General features: G+C 63.9%; 15 protein-coding genes. 8 read left to right on the forward strand and 7 right to left on the reverse strand.

Features of this window, described 5'->3' with window-relative positions:
* Position 1: 1 nt before the first annotated feature.
* Complete coding sequence (locus ABVQ20_RS13975; RefSeq protein WP_354460089.1) at positions 2-1192, reverse strand: MFS transporter; 1191 nt, start codon at positions 1190-1192, stop codon at positions 2-4.
* A 48-nt stretch (positions 1193-1240) separates the two neighbouring features.
* On the opposite strand from ABVQ20_RS13975, the gene ABVQ20_RS13980 reads away from it, so the two are divergent.
* From ABVQ20_RS13980 to ABVQ20_RS13990, 3 genes are all read left to right on the forward strand, one after another.
* Positions 1241-1780: an Lrp/AsnC family transcriptional regulator gene (locus ABVQ20_RS13980; protein WP_354460090.1), complete on the forward strand. Its 540-nt coding sequence runs from the start codon at positions 1241-1243 to the stop codon at positions 1778-1780.
* Positions 1781-1877: 97 nt separating this feature from the next.
* Entirely contained in the window at positions 1878-2345 is a 468-nt protein-coding gene (locus ABVQ20_RS13985) for a GFA family protein (protein ID WP_354460091.1), read from the forward strand.
* Positions 2346-2398: 53 nt separating this feature from the next.
* Entirely contained in the window at positions 2399-3376 is a 978-nt protein-coding gene (locus ABVQ20_RS13990) for a sigma-70 family RNA polymerase sigma factor (protein WP_354460092.1), read from the forward strand.
* Here ABVQ20_RS13990 and ABVQ20_RS13995 read toward each other — a convergent pair.
* Genes ABVQ20_RS13995 through ABVQ20_RS14020 form a run of 6 tightly spaced genes read right to left on the reverse strand, consistent with a single transcriptional unit; the run spans position 3348 to position 7716 of the window.
* Positions 3348-4607: an ABC transporter substrate-binding protein gene (locus ABVQ20_RS13995; RefSeq protein ID WP_354460093.1), complete on the reverse strand. Its 1260-nt coding sequence runs from the start codon at positions 4605-4607 to the stop codon at positions 3348-3350. The genes ABVQ20_RS13990 and ABVQ20_RS13995 overlap by 29 nt on opposite strands.
* A gap of 57 nt (positions 4608-4664) precedes the next feature.
* The gene (locus tag ABVQ20_RS14000) at positions 4665-5093 is read right to left on the reverse strand and encodes a hypothetical protein (protein ID WP_354460094.1); all 429 of its coding nucleotides are present in this window, start codon (positions 5091-5093) and stop codon (positions 4665-4667) included.
* Positions 5090-6145 carry an aldo/keto reductase gene (locus ABVQ20_RS14005; RefSeq protein WP_354460095.1) on the reverse strand — a complete coding sequence of 352 codons (1056 nt, stop codon included), beginning with the start codon at positions 6143-6145 and terminating at the stop codon, positions 5090-5092. Before ABVQ20_RS14005 ends, ABVQ20_RS14000 begins: the two co-directional genes overlap by 4 nt.
* Complete coding sequence (locus tag ABVQ20_RS14010) at positions 6142-6495, reverse strand: TIGR04076 family protein (protein WP_354460096.1); 354 nt, start codon at positions 6493-6495, stop codon at positions 6142-6144. The genes ABVQ20_RS14005 and ABVQ20_RS14010 overlap by 4 nt, the downstream gene beginning before the upstream one ends.
* Positions 6496-6984 carry a DUF3830 family protein gene (locus tag ABVQ20_RS14015; RefSeq protein ID WP_354460097.1) on the reverse strand — a complete coding sequence of 163 codons (489 nt, stop codon included), beginning with the start codon at positions 6982-6984 and terminating at the stop codon, positions 6496-6498.
* A gap of 9 nt (positions 6985-6993) precedes the next feature.
* A complete protein-coding gene (locus ABVQ20_RS14020) occupies positions 6994-7716 on the reverse strand; it encodes a GntR family transcriptional regulator (protein WP_354460098.1) in 723 nt (240 codons plus the stop codon).
* 117 nt (positions 7717-7833) lie between these two features.
* On the opposite strand from ABVQ20_RS14020, the gene ABVQ20_RS14025 reads away from it, so the two are divergent.
* The 5 genes from ABVQ20_RS14025 to ABVQ20_RS14045 are packed head-to-tail and all read left to right on the forward strand — an operon-like array spanning position 7834 to position 12587.
* Positions 7834-8631 carry an ABC transporter ATP-binding protein gene (locus ABVQ20_RS14025; RefSeq protein ID WP_354460099.1) on the forward strand — a complete coding sequence of 266 codons (798 nt, stop codon included), beginning with the start codon at positions 7834-7836 and terminating at the stop codon, positions 8629-8631.
* Positions 8628-9410: an ABC transporter ATP-binding protein gene (locus tag ABVQ20_RS14030; RefSeq protein WP_354460100.1), complete on the forward strand. Its 783-nt coding sequence runs from the start codon at positions 8628-8630 to the stop codon at positions 9408-9410. The genes ABVQ20_RS14025 and ABVQ20_RS14030 overlap by 4 nt, the downstream gene beginning before the upstream one ends.
* On the forward strand, positions 9407-10315 hold the full coding sequence (locus tag ABVQ20_RS14035) for a branched-chain amino acid ABC transporter permease (protein ID WP_354460101.1): 909 nt from the start codon (positions 9407-9409) through the stop codon (positions 10313-10315). The genes ABVQ20_RS14030 and ABVQ20_RS14035 overlap by 4 nt, the downstream gene beginning before the upstream one ends.
* The gene (locus ABVQ20_RS14040) at positions 10312-11292 is read left to right on the forward strand and encodes a branched-chain amino acid ABC transporter permease (protein WP_354462177.1); all 981 of its coding nucleotides are present in this window, start codon (positions 10312-10314) and stop codon (positions 11290-11292) included. Before ABVQ20_RS14035 ends, ABVQ20_RS14040 begins: the two co-directional genes overlap by 4 nt.
* A gap of 8 nt (positions 11293-11300) precedes the next feature.
* Positions 11301-12587, forward strand: a complete 1287-nt coding sequence (locus ABVQ20_RS14045; RefSeq protein ID WP_354460102.1) for an NAD(P)/FAD-dependent oxidoreductase — start codon at positions 11301-11303, stop codon at positions 12585-12587.
* The last annotated feature ends 56 nt before the right edge of the window (positions 12588-12643 follow it).

The raw sequence follows: 12643 nt of genomic DNA on the forward strand, positions 1-12643 counted from the left end.
CCTAAACCCGCGCGGCCTGAGCGGAAGGCCACGCCGCAGCGGCGGCGGCGATCAGCATCAGCAGTGCGGCGACCATTGCCGAAGCGGCAAATCCCAGGCTGGAATAGATCGGCCCGAAGCCGGTGGTGCCGATGAACACCGCCAGATAGGTCACCGCGCTGTTCAGGCCCATGACGGTGCCGCGCCGCGCGGGATCGAGCGCTGTCAGGCATGTCACCAGCACATTCAGCCCAAAATGATTGGCAAGGCCCCAGGCCGCGACAACAGCCATGGTCAAGCCAAAGCTGTCGCTTGCGGCGGCAATCGCCAGATAGACGATCGCGACGAGCAGATAGGCGAACGGCATGACCCGGCGCGCGCCGATGCGATCGATGATGCCATCGAGAAGGGCCGCCGTGCCAAAGCCGATGCCGTAGGCAAGGGCCGCCAAGCCGTTGGCACTGACCGGTCGACCCAACCCGGTGTGCAGATGATCGCCAAGATAGGCATAGACGCCGTAGAACGCGGTCATGAATGCGGCGCAGGCGACCAAAAGCGGTACAATGCCTGGGACGCGCAGCGCGTCGAGCGGTGTCGGCGCCGGACCGCTTTTCCTGGCGTCGCTGAGCGATGTCATGGCCAGTCCGCACAGCGCGAGAACCGCAAGAATGGCAACCGCCGCGAACACCGCGCGCCAATGCACCAGATCCGCAAGCACCGCCGACAGCGAAACCCCGGCCACCATGCTCAGCGTCCACCCGGTCAGCACGACGCCGATCGTTCCGCTTTCCCGTCCGGGCGGCGCGATCGCCGCCGCGCTGGCGTAGATCGCCGGCATGGCGACACCTGCGGCTATGCCGGCGACAAGCTGCGCCGCGACCAGTGCCATCACCGTGGGCGCCGCCGCACTGGCGACAAGCGCCAGCGCCAGGAGCAGCAATGCGCCCTGAAGCATCCGGCGGGCGCCGACCCGATCGATATAGCGGGCCAGAAACAGGGCACTGGCTGAAGTGCCGAGGCCGAAGGCGGCTGAAGCAATCATGACCATCGGCACGGTTGTCGAAAAAGAAGTGGCAACAGCCGGTGCTATCGGGCCGAGCACCAGCGAGTTGGAGCCGATCACGGCGATGCATCCGGTAAGCAGATAGGCGAGTGCCGGAATGGGCGGGACCACGGCTGATGCCAATGTTGCTGATTGATCAGTGTTCGACATATTGCCATAGTGACCGAATTCAATTCGGCGGCAATTGGAAATCCTCGGATGGATGAAGAAACAGATGGCATTCAGCAGAACAAGCCTGCGGCCCGTGATCTCGACGCGATAGACCGAAAGATATTAGGCGTCCTGGTCGATGATGCCACGATCAGCTACGCCGAACTCGGCGATCGCGTCGGCCTTTCGCCGCCGGCGGCCCATGAAAGGGTCAAGCGGCTTCGGCGCAGCGGCGCCATCCGCGGCACCGTCGCACTCGTCGATCCCAAGGCCGTGCGCAAACCACTGCTTGCCTTCGTGCATGTCGACACCAGGGGCTGGGGAAAGACTCCCGAACTGATGGCGATTTCCGAGCATCCGGAAGTCGAGGAGATCCATTCGGTGGCCGGCGATTCCTGCATGCTGCTGAAGGTCCGCACCGAGGACACAAGGGCACTCGAAGGCCTGTTGGCCCGGCTTTACGAGACGCCTGGCGTCGTCTCGACCAGAAGCTACGTGGTTCTGTCGACCTATCTCGAGCGACCGGTGCAGCCCGGAAACACAAAGGAGTGGCCGACGCCCCGGCACATGACCAAGCCTTTGTATTAGCGCAACGTCTTTCGGCGCGTGCCCAAGATCGGGAGCATCAAGCGCCGACGCCGAAATCCATCGGGCGGCACGTATCCTTTTTCTGACGCCGTACGTCTTGATTGCAGCCGGCGACATGTTCCGGCCCGTGATCGTGGAGAAGGCAATGCTGAAAACTCATACAGGGAGCTGCCACTGCGGCAAAGTCCGGTTCGAGGCCGATATCGACATCAGCCAAGGCACCGTCAAATGCAATTGTTCGACGTGCACCAAGACGCGCTCCTGGATCGGGTTCGTCGCGCCACAAAACTTCCGTCTCGTATCGGGAGCGCAATCGCAGACTGAATACCAATGGACGCCGCCTGGCAGAGAAGGTCCCAGCATCCAGTATCATTTCTGCTCGACGTGTGGGACCCGGATGCCGGCACGAGGCGATATCCCGGCCCTTGGTGGCGTCGTCTATGCCATTCCGATGGCGGCGCTTGACGATGTCGACCCGGACGAGTTGGCGGCCGCCCCGGTGATGTATGTTGACGGCAGGCACGATCGCTTCGATCGGACTCCCGATGACATCAGGCTGATGTAAGATGGCGGAGCCGCGCCGGGCGTGCGTACTCTCTGCGGGAGTGTTCTGATGCCATGACGATGCAACAGAGATACGAACCCACCGGGCTTTTCGACGTCCGTTACGCCGCCTTCCTGGCGACGGTCGCGCATTTGCGCGTGCGACTGCATCGCTACTGCGCACGCATGACGGGTTCCACGCTCGACGCTGAAGACGTGATGCAGGAAGCGCTGTTCGAGGCCTACCGGAAGATCGAGAAGCTCGATGATCCCGGCGCCCTTCGCCCCTGGCTGTTTCGCATTGCGCACAATCGCTGCATCGATTTCCTGCGCAGCCGGCAGGCGCGCGAGCGGGCGGAAGCCAATTTTGCCGAGGATGAGATCATCTTGCCCGTCGAGCCGGCTGGCCAGGGTGCCGAGCGCGCGATCGAACGGCTGGTGATCCACCTGCCGCCCAAGGAGCGCGCCTGCGTTCTGCTCAAGGATGTCTTCGATTATTCGCTGGAAGAGATCGCCGACCTCGTCGATTCGACGGTGGGCGGCGTCAAGGCGGCGTTGAGCCGTGGACGGTCGAAGCTGGCGGCGTTGCCAGCGGAGCCGCTTGCGGATTCGGCGCCCGAGCGCGATCCTGAACTTTCGAAACTGCTCAGTCGCTATGTCGAACTCTTCAATCGCCGCGACTGGGACGGCGTGCGGGCACTGACCAGCGCCGATGCACAGCTGCGGGTCTCGGATTGTTTCCGAGGCCAGCTGTCGGAATCGCCCTATTTTGTCGAATATGAAAAGGGCAAGGCGACCTGGAAGATGGTGGTTGGCGAGGTCGATGGCGAGGCGCTTTTGCTCGTTCTTCATCGAAACGACGACGACGTTTGGAAGCCCGCCTACCCGGTTCGAATCCAGGCAGCCGATGGGACCATCGATCGCATCGCCGATTATTATGCTTGCCCCTGGATGTTGCCGGCAGCTCTCGTTGTCGGCGTCGATCCCGATAATACAGGGATCGACGCCGACAGTATGAGGCGCTTTACTGAAGCTTCGCCTGCAGGGCGTTGACGTCATCCGTCGTCATTTCGCCGTCAGTGGTCACCTTGCCGTCGGTGATCTTCCAGAGGCGGAACGGGCCGGTAATGTCGCCGTACTTGTCGAAGGCGACCGGGCCGATGACGCCTTCGTAGCGGATCGGCTTGCCGTCCTTGATCAGGCCGAGCGCCTTGGCGAACTCCTCCTTGCCGGCAAAGATCGGCGTGCCGGCGGGATCGACCGCCTTGTACATCGCGTCCTTGATCTTGGCCGGATCCTCGGAGCCGGCAATGGCGATGGCCAGCCCGACAATGGCGCCGGCATCATAGGAACGGTCGGCCGCCGGGTTCGACGGTTCGATGCCGGAGAATGCCTTGTAGTTCTTCATGAAATAGTCGGTCGATGCGGTCGGGCTGGTGCCGGACGAGGTGCCATAGGCATCCTTCAGATAGTCGGCGCCGACGGACTCGATGAAGTCCGGGCTGTTCATGCCGTCATTGAGCAGGAATTTCTGGACGCCGCCCTGCGAGATCCAGGTGCGAGCGATGGTCGCGCCATCGACGGGCGTGCTGACGAGATAAAGCCCATCCGGCCCGCCGGCCATCGCCGCCGTGACTTCGGAGGCATAGCTCGACTGCTTTTCGTTGTAGGGCGTGTCGGAGACGATGGTGCCGCCGAGTGCCTTGTAGGCGCGCGAGAATTCCGCCGACATGTTGACGCCGAAGTCGTTGTTGACGTGGATGATCGCAAGCTTCTTGAAGCCCTTGTCGACGGCGTATTTGGCGGCGGCGACGCCCTGCAGTGCATCCGAGGTGATGGTGCGGAAGAAGATGCCGTTGGTCTTGCCGTCACGCCCGAGCGTCGTCAGCGTCGGCGAGGACGAAGCGGGCGAGACCTGGACGATCTTGGCCGGTGCGGTGACCGAGGTCAGGATCGGGATCGACACGGAGGAGATGATGCCGCCGATGATGACCGGCACCTTCTTCACCTGAACCAACTGCGTCGCGGCGTCGACCGCGATGTTGCCCTGGCTCTGGCTGTCACGGGTATCGGTCGCCAGATCGCAGCCGCGCACGCCACCGGCGTCATTGATGTCACGGAAAGCCATCTCGACCGATTTGGCGCCGGCCTGGCCGTATTCGCCGGCCGGACCGGTCAGTTCCATGACGAGGCCGACGGTGATCTTGCAATCGGCGGCGTGGGCTGCGCCGGCTGCGGTCAGCAGCGCGAGCGCGGTGGTGATTTGAAGGATCGTCTTGGTCATTGTTGTTCCCCTTTCGGTACACGACTCTCGTTGATGTCTGTCGATGTCTGGAGCCTGTCAGCCTTCCGGCATCTGCAGCCAGGTTTCATGCAGATGCCGCCATTCGACGCCGTTGGGCGCCGAAGAACGGGTGGTGAAAACAGCGCTTGCCTGACGGCGGCTATGCTTGCCGCCACGGTGCTGTATCTCGATGTAGGAGACGATGATCGTGTCATCGCTTTCCCAGCCGGCCCTTATGTCGTCGGTGGAGATCAGGAAATCGCTGCCGCATGTGGCGCGGTTGGCCCTGACGTAGTCGAGCACGGCATCGCGATCGAGAATCTTGCCGCTTGGCGGGATCATGCGGAAGCCGTCACCGATGACGCTTTCGAAGCGGCCGAAATGGGTCTTGTCCGCACTGACCGTTCGATACCATTCGAAGAAGAAATGGTGGAGATCGACGATTTCGGCGCGGGCGCGTGAGAACAAAGTGGGTCCGCTGGTCATTTCTTCCCCGCATTCAGGTTGTAATGCATGATCGAGCCATGGCGGCCGTGACGATCGCGCTCCAGCGTGTAGACGTCTCCCTCAAGACCATTGCCTTGCGCGATGACCGCGGCAATCCGAGCCCGATCCCCGGCATCAAGCGCGATATCCATGATCCCCGCATTGGCGAGCGCGTGCGCCTGATTGCGCGCGCCAACGATGACGGCCGCCACCTGCGGCTGTTCGAGCACCCAGGCGCTGGCGATGGTGGCGATGTCGACCCCGTGGCGATCGCCGACGGCTTTCAGCGCGCCAAGCAGTTGCTGGAAGAGTTCCCAGCCGCCGAAATCATCGATGATCAGCTTGTATTTGACCAGCGAGCGGTTTTCGAGCGGCATGTCGGGCTCGGCAACGCCAAGCCACCTGTCGCTCAAAAACCCGCCCGCCACGGAACCGTAGCAGAGGAAATTGAAGCCGTTCCTGGCCGCGAGTGCCGCAAGGCTTTTGGCTGGCCGCTGGTCGAGCACGGAATATTGCAGTTGCTGGCTGACCAGCGGGATACCCGCATCGAGGATTTCGGTCAGGCGCTGCGTGTCGAAGTTGGTGGTGCCGAGATTGCGCACCTTGCCCTCGCGGCGCATCTCGTCGAGCCACCCCATCGCATCGACATAACCGGGCAACGCATAATCCCACCAGTGGAACTGCACGAGGTCGAGCCGCTCGGTCTTTAGCCGGCGCAGCGATTGCTCGACGATGCCGCGGATGTAGTCGCGGCTGATGTTCGACAGCCTTTCGAGATCGGGCACCAGCTTGGTGTGCACCCGCATCCTGGCGGCGACATCGAGACCGCGCTCGCTGGCAAGCCGCAGGCGCGCGGCACCAATCAGTTCCTCGACGCCGGTATAGATATCGGCGCAGTCATAGGTCCAGATGCCCGCATCGAAAGTTGCGATGAGGTCGCTCACCGCCTGGCCGCGATCGATCGCGCCATGCCCGCCGGCAAGCTGCCAGCCGCCGCGAATGACGCGCGAGATCGCATAGCCCGGGCTGAGTTCGAAGGTCCTGGCGGTCATCTCTCTTCATTCTCCTTCGGCAACGGCACGGCCGTCGTTTCAGCATGGCTGAAGCGCCGTTTTCCGGTTCGGACGATGCGCAGCCGGCTGGCGCAATTCGGGTCCGGGCAGGCGATCTCGGCGTCCGACGTCATCCAGTCATTCCTGTCGGTCGGGCGCTGCTTGGCCGCCAGCAGCGGCAGGACGGCGGCAAGCGAATAGATCGAGAACCCCTGCCCCGCCGGCATCGACAGCATCTCCCCCTTGAGTTCTAAATAGTCGCCGGGTTTGGCGCCGCAATAGATCGGCTTGCCATCGGGGATGACCGCCTCGACGCGGAGATCGAAGAGTTCGAAACTGTCGTCGGCCATTCAGATCTCCACACGGGTGAAGGTGACATCGCAGGCGCCGTTGCGGCGGATGATACCGCAGGCGGCGGCGAACCGCTCACGGTCCTCAGGGCGGACCTGCGCGACAACGCTGCCGGCGAGCCAGCCGATCGGGAAGAGCAGGCGCGCGCCCTGACCGTAGAACAGGCCGATATCGAAAATCGCATTGGGATTGCCGCCCCACATGCGCGGCGGCACATAGGAGAGCACGATATCGCCGGGCTGCGGCGTCAGCGTCGCATTCTCCGCCGGCAGGGCCATGGCATACGACTGGCCCTCCAGATGCGTGGCGGGGACCGGGCAGGAGATTTCCGGGCCGGTCCACATCGCATGGATACCCGGCACGTCGCGCGGCTGCTCGAGATAGGCCCAGAGGAAGGCGGCGTTCTCAGGCGCCTTTTGCGGCAACAGCAGTGCCGTGACCGAGAGTTCGGAACGGGATTCGGTGATGATGATGGCGCGGCTGGTCATATCGGATATTCAGTCCTTAGCGGATTGGAGCTTGTCGCGCAGGAAGGCGAAGGGGCGGCTGATGTCGGCCACCAGCGCCTCTCGCGCGGCCTGCGCATCCTGCTTGGCGAGCGCTGCGACGATGCCGCGGTGATAGTGGGCGGTATCGACCTCGCCGGCCTCGGAAAAGGCGTAGATCGCAACGCGGATGCAAGGTCCCGATTGCAGCCAGAGGCTTTCGATCATCGGGATCAACACGGCCGAACCGCAGCAGCGGTAGATCTCGAAATGGAAGCTCTGGTTGAGCGTCGCTTCGCGGTCGACGTCTTTCTTTTGCTTCAGCGCGCGCATCTCGTCCCATTCGCCGAGCATGGCTTCGATGGACGCGATCTGGCGCGGGCTCATGCGCGTCGCCGCAAGCGCAATCGCTTCGCCCTCGATAAGGGACCGGGCGCGCAGGAGATCGTCCATACGCTCCAGGGTGATGGGAGGAACCCGCACGGAGCGGTTGGGAAGCGCCTCCAGCGCCTTTTCCGTGATCAGTCGCCCCAGCGCCTCGCGTACCGGCATGGTCGAGGTGACCAGCGCCTCGGCGAGGCCACGGATGGTCAAAACCTGACTCGGCTCGAAAAGACCGCCGATCAGTGCCCGGCGCAGCTCGGAATAGACACGATCCTGCACGGTTTCGCGACCAACGGGCGTGAGCTGGGCTGCGATCGACCCATTGTTCTTTTCGATGGCAGCCTTTTGCATTCCCGGCCCCGTTTTCGGCTTGCGGAGGAAATTAAAGCCGATTAGCGTGATCAAAGCAAGTGTGATCACAGATCAAAAACAAGAAGGCGGCTAAGACCGCTTCGTCCGGAGGGATGCATGAGCGAGACGATCGAAGGAGGACCCCGCGCGCCGGTTCTGACGGCAAAACATGTCGTCCGGCGCTTTGGCGGGCTGGTCGCGGTCAACGATGTCTCGTTCGAGGTCCGCAAGGGCGAAATACTCGGTCTTATCGGCCCTAACGGCGCCGGCAAGACCACGATGTTCGACCTCCTGGCCGGCAGCATCCTGCCGACAAGCGGCGAAATCCTCCTCAACGGCGTCAATGTGTCGGGCGAAGCCGCGCACCGCCGCATCGGCCGTGGCCTTGGCCGCACATTCCAGATCCCCCGCCCCTTGCCCAACCTGACGCTGATCGAGAACGTCATGCTCGCCGCGCAGGGGCAGTCCGGAGAACGGTTGCTGGCCAATTTCCTGACACCCTGGCGGGTGGCGGCCGAAGAGAAGGTCGCCGAAACAAAAGCTGGCGAATTGCTTGAACTCGTCGCCCTTGCCCGCCTCGCCCACGAACCGGCGCGCGTGCTGTCCGGCGGCCAGCGCAAACTGCTTGAGCTCGCCCGCGTGATGATGGCCGACCCGGCGATCATCCTGCTCGACGAGCCGGCGGCGGGCGTCAACGCGACGCTGCTCGAAGTCATCATCGACCGCATTCGCGACATCAACGCGCGCGGCATCACCTTCCTGCTGATCGAGCACAACATCGACATGGTGACGCGGCTCTGCGACCGCGTCCTCGTCATGGCTGGCGGCCAGTTGCTCTGCGAAGGCACAGCCGACGAGGTCGCGCGCGATCCGCGTGTCATCGAGGCCTATCTCGGAGGGGCGGCAGCGGCATGAGCGAAACCGTCCTCGATGTCCGCGATCTCGTTGCCGGTTACGAGCCCGGCGTACCGATCGTGCGCGGCGCGTCGATCACCGTCAGAAAGGGTGAGATCGTCGCCGTGCTCGGCCCGAACGGCGCCGGCAAGTCGAGCCTGATCAAGGCCATTGCCGGCCTTGTCCCCATCACCGCCGGCACCGTCCTTCTGGACAGCAAGGACATCACGGCGGCGCCCGCCCATATGATGGTTCGGCTTGGGCTTGCCTTCGTGCCGCAGACCGAAAACATCTTTCCGCTGATGTCGGTCGAAGACAATCTGAAGGTCGCCTGCGGCATCCTGAAGCCGCTAGAAATCCCTGGCCGCATCGACGAAATGTACGCGGCTTTTCCCGATCTCGTGCGCCAGCGCAGGACCGCCGCCGGCAATTTGTCGGGCGGACAGCGGCAGATGCTCGCCGTGGCACGGGCACTGGTCGTACATCCGAAGGTGCTTGTGCTCGACGAGCCATCGGCCGGCTTGTCGCCGAAATTCGTTTCCATGGTCTTCGAGATGCTGGCCGGTATCCGCAAATCCGGCGTCACCATTCTGCTGGTCGAGCAGAACGCCAAGGCAGCACTTGCCATCGGCGATCGTGCCTACGTGCTGGTCGAAGGCAAGGACCGGCACGAGGGCGTTGCTTCCGAACTCTGGAACGACCCGGTGGTCGCCGAGCTCTATCTTGGCCAACGCCGCCTCAACCCCGAAGCCCGGGACTCTGGAAAAGCCCCGCACTCTGAAAAAGGCGGCGCGGCATGAACCTGCAATTTGTCGTCGACGGACTGCTGACGGGATCGATGATCGGCCTTGGCGCCATCGGCGTGACACTCACCTATTCCATCCTGCGGTTTTCGAACTTCGCCCATGGCGACTTCATGGCCTGGGGTACCTATGCGACGCTCGCCGTCGTCAGCGCCATCGGCGCGATGTTCGGCAAGATCGCGCCCATCGCGCCGCTCTCCTTTGGCTGGCCGCTGATCGTCGCCGTCATCGTCGGCATGGCATTCACGGCGCTGCTGGCGCTGCTGCTCGACAAGGTGCTGTTCTCGCGGCTGCGGACGCAGGGCCAGGCGATCATCGTGGTGATGGCCAGCTTCGGCGCTTCCATGGCACTCAGAAGCCTGCTCGAATTCATCTTCACCTCGCGTCCGACCTATTTCAGCCGTGCCATCCAGATCGCCATGCCGGTCGGTTGGGGCATCCGCATCACCCCCGACCAGATCGCCCTGCTGCTGGTCACCGCCGTGCTCGTGCTCGGCGTGCACCTGCTGATGACGCGCACGCAAGCCGGCCGCTCCATGCAGGCGTTCAGCCAGAACGCGGCGCTGGCCCGTATCGTCGGCATCGACGTCGCTATGATCGTGCGCATGACCTGGATCATTGGCGGGGCGCTGGCCTGTGTCGCGGGCGTCATGATCGGCATCCTCGTGCAGATCCGCCCGTTCATGGGTTTCGACATGCTGTTGCCGATGTTTGCGGCCGCCATCCTCGGCGGCATCGGCAGCATTCCAGGCGCCGTTCTCGGCGGTCTGATCATTGGCCTGGCGGAAGCAGGCGCGGTGCAGCTGATCGGCGCCGAATGGCGCGCCGCCGTCTCCTTCGTCATCCTGATGGCGGTGCTGTTCGTGCGGCCTTTCGGCATCTTCGGCGTGAGGGAAAGATAATGGACCTTCTCGGCTACGGCGCCTTCTTCCTGACCACCGCACTGATGTTTTCGCTGATCACGCTTGGGCTCAATCTGCAGTGGGGGCTGACCGGGCTGTTCAATGTCGGCCTCGCCGGCTTCGTCGCGATCGGCGCCTACACCTCCGCCCTGTTGACCACGCCGGAAGACGCCGCCCGGCTGGGAGGCTTCGGCCTGCCGATCGTCATCGGCTGGCTGGGTGCGATGATCGTGGGCGGCATCGCCGCGGCCATCACCGGCATGGCCACCTTGCGCCTGAGATCGGACTATCTGGCGATCACCACATTCGGCGTTGCCGTGGTCGTGCAACTCGTCGCGCTGAATGCCCAGAGGCTGACCGGCGGCCCCTTCGGCATCGGCTTCATCCCGCGCCCCTTCGGTGGGCTTGCCGAAACGCCCCTGCTGTTCAACCTGTCCAACCTTGCCGTGGTCTCGGCGGTGACGCTGATCGTCTATCTGGCGCTGGAACATCTGTCGCGCAGCCCCTGGGGACGCGTATTGAGGGCGTTGCGCGAGGATGAACGGGCGGCGATTTCGCTGGGCAAAAGCGCCCGGTTCTACCGCGTCCAGGCCTTTGCCGTCGGCGGCGCCATCATGGCGCTGGCCGGCGCGCTGCAGGCACATTTCATCGGCTTCATCGCGCCGGACAATTACCTGCCGATCCTGACCTTCCAGGTCTGGGTGATGCTGATCGTCGGCGGCTCGGGCAGCAACAAGGGCGCTATCATCGGCAGCATCCTGGTCTGGGCGATCTGGGCCGGGTCTGGAGCAGCGACGAGCGCGCTGGTCCCTCCCGAGCAACAGGCGCGCGCCGCGGCCCTGCAGATCGCCGCCATCGGCGTGATGCTGTGCATCATTCTTCTGGTCAGGCCGGGCGGCCTTTTCGGCGACATGCCGCGACGCCCGAGATTCGGCAAGGCCGCGAAGGCCGTTGCGGGCGAAAGCACTGCCAAGTGACGCAAGACATGGCCGACCCATCCAGCCTGTCGCTCTGGCATGCCGTCAGCCGCGATCGCCGCGAACGACCTTCCCTCGCGGGCGCACTCGATGTCGACCTGGCAATTGTCGGCGGCGGCTTTTCCGGCCTTTCGACAGCTTTGCACACCGCCGAGAAGGGCCTGTCGGTCGCCGTCCTCGAAGCGGAGATCATCGCCTGGGGCGCGACCGGCCGCAATGCCGGTTTCGTCGTACCGAACTTCGCCAAGATGGATCCGGTCAATGTAACAGCCCAACTCGGTCCCGAACGCGGCGAACGCCTGATCGATTTTGCCGCCGGCAGCGCCGACCTCGTCTTCGATCTCATCGAGCGGCACGGCATCGCATGCGACGCGCTGCAAAACGGATGGATACAGCCGGCGCATTCCCCTGAAGCCTTGGAGAAGGTCAAGTCGCGCGCCGACCAGTGGGCGCGACGCGGCAGGCCGGCCGTCGCGCTGAACGCCAGCGAGGTCCAAGCGCTGACGGGCGCTCGCGGCTATGCCGGCGGCTGGATGGACCGCTCAGGCGGCGTCCTCAATCCGGTCGAATATGCTGTTGGCCTCGCCGATGCGGCGGAAAAGGCCGGCGCACGGATCTTCGAGCATTCGCGGGTCATGTCGATCGATCGTGCAGCGGACGGTTGGAGACTGAAAACGGCGGGGGGATCGGTGCGCGCCGGAAAGGTGCTGATCGCCACCAATGCCTATGGCGGGCCACTCGACCCGACGCTTTCGCGAACCTATTTCCCGCTGAAGGTCTTCCAGATCGCCACCGCGCCGCTGCCCCGCGCGATACGCAGCCGGCTGCTTCCTGGCGGCCAAGGCGTCGGCGACACCAGGCGCAATCTCTTCACCTTCCGTTTCGACAGCGCGAACCGGCTGATATCAGGCGGCATGCATGTCTTCGGCGCCGGCGCCGATGCGCGGGTGCCGCAAACGATCTGGCGGCGGCTTGGCAGGCATCTCGACCTTCCAGACCTCCCGCCGCTTGAATACAGCTGGTCGGGCATGGCCGCCGTCGAACCTGATTTCCTGCCGCGCCTCGTCGATCTCGGGCCAGGACTCATCGCGGGCTTTGCCTGCAATGGACGCGGCATCGCGATGACAACGGCCATGGGCAAGGTGCTGGCGGATTGGGCCGATGGCGCGAATGCCAGTGATTTGCCGCTGCCGTTCGCGCCGCCCTCGCCGATCCCGTTCCACGGCCTGATACAGCACGCGCCAAACATGCTCCTGCCCTGGAGCATGCTGCGCGACCGGCTGGACGCGGCCTGACAGCCCAACCGAAGTCGAACTCCGCGACCGCCCCCAACCTCGCTGGCGGGCACAGT

Source organism: Mesorhizobium shangrilense, assembly GCF_040537815.1.
Lineage (GTDB): Bacteria > Pseudomonadota > Alphaproteobacteria > Rhizobiales > Rhizobiaceae > Mesorhizobium > Mesorhizobium shangrilense.

Excerpts from the sequence above, each read along its gene's own strand:
- ABVQ20_RS14005 (WP_354460095.1), bottom strand. The coding sequence starts at position 6,145 with ATGACCGCCAGGACCTTCGAACTCAGCCCGGGCTATGCGATCTCGCGC.
- ABVQ20_RS14020 (WP_354460098.1), bottom strand. The coding sequence starts at position 7,716 with ATGCAAAAGGCTGCCATCGAAAAGAACAATGGGTCGATCGCAGCCCAG.
- ABVQ20_RS14045 (WP_354460102.1), top strand. The coding sequence starts at position 11,301 with ATGGCCGACCCATCCAGCCTGTCGCTCTGGCATGCCGTCAGCCGCGAT.
- ABVQ20_RS14015 (WP_354460097.1), bottom strand. The coding sequence starts at position 6,984 with ATGACCAGCCGCGCCATCATCATCACCGAATCCCGTTCCGAACTCTCG.
- ABVQ20_RS13975 (WP_354460089.1), bottom strand. The coding sequence starts at position 1,192 with ATGTCGAACACTGATCAATCAGCAACATTGGCATCAGCCGTGGTCCCG.
- ABVQ20_RS14010 (WP_354460096.1), bottom strand. The coding sequence starts at position 6,495 with ATGGCCGACGACAGTTTCGAACTCTTCGATCTCCGCGTCGAGGCGGTC.
- ABVQ20_RS14030 (WP_354460100.1), top strand. The coding sequence starts at position 8,628 with ATGAGCGAAACCGTCCTCGATGTCCGCGATCTCGTTGCCGGTTACGAG.
- ABVQ20_RS14000 (WP_354460094.1), bottom strand. The coding sequence starts at position 5,093 with ATGACCAGCGGACCCACTTTGTTCTCACGCGCCCGCGCCGAAATCGTC.
- ABVQ20_RS14035 (WP_354460101.1), top strand. The coding sequence starts at position 9,407 with ATGAACCTGCAATTTGTCGTCGACGGACTGCTGACGGGATCGATGATC.
- ABVQ20_RS13980 (WP_354460090.1), top strand. The coding sequence starts at position 1,241 with ATGGATGAAGAAACAGATGGCATTCAGCAGAACAAGCCTGCGGCCCGT.
- ABVQ20_RS13995 (WP_354460093.1), bottom strand. The coding sequence starts at position 4,607 with ATGACCAAGACGATCCTTCAAATCACCACCGCGCTCGCGCTGCTGACC.
- ABVQ20_RS13990 (WP_354460092.1), top strand. The coding sequence starts at position 2,399 with ATGACGATGCAACAGAGATACGAACCCACCGGGCTTTTCGACGTCCGT.
- ABVQ20_RS14025 (WP_354460099.1), top strand. The coding sequence starts at position 7,834 with ATGAGCGAGACGATCGAAGGAGGACCCCGCGCGCCGGTTCTGACGGCA.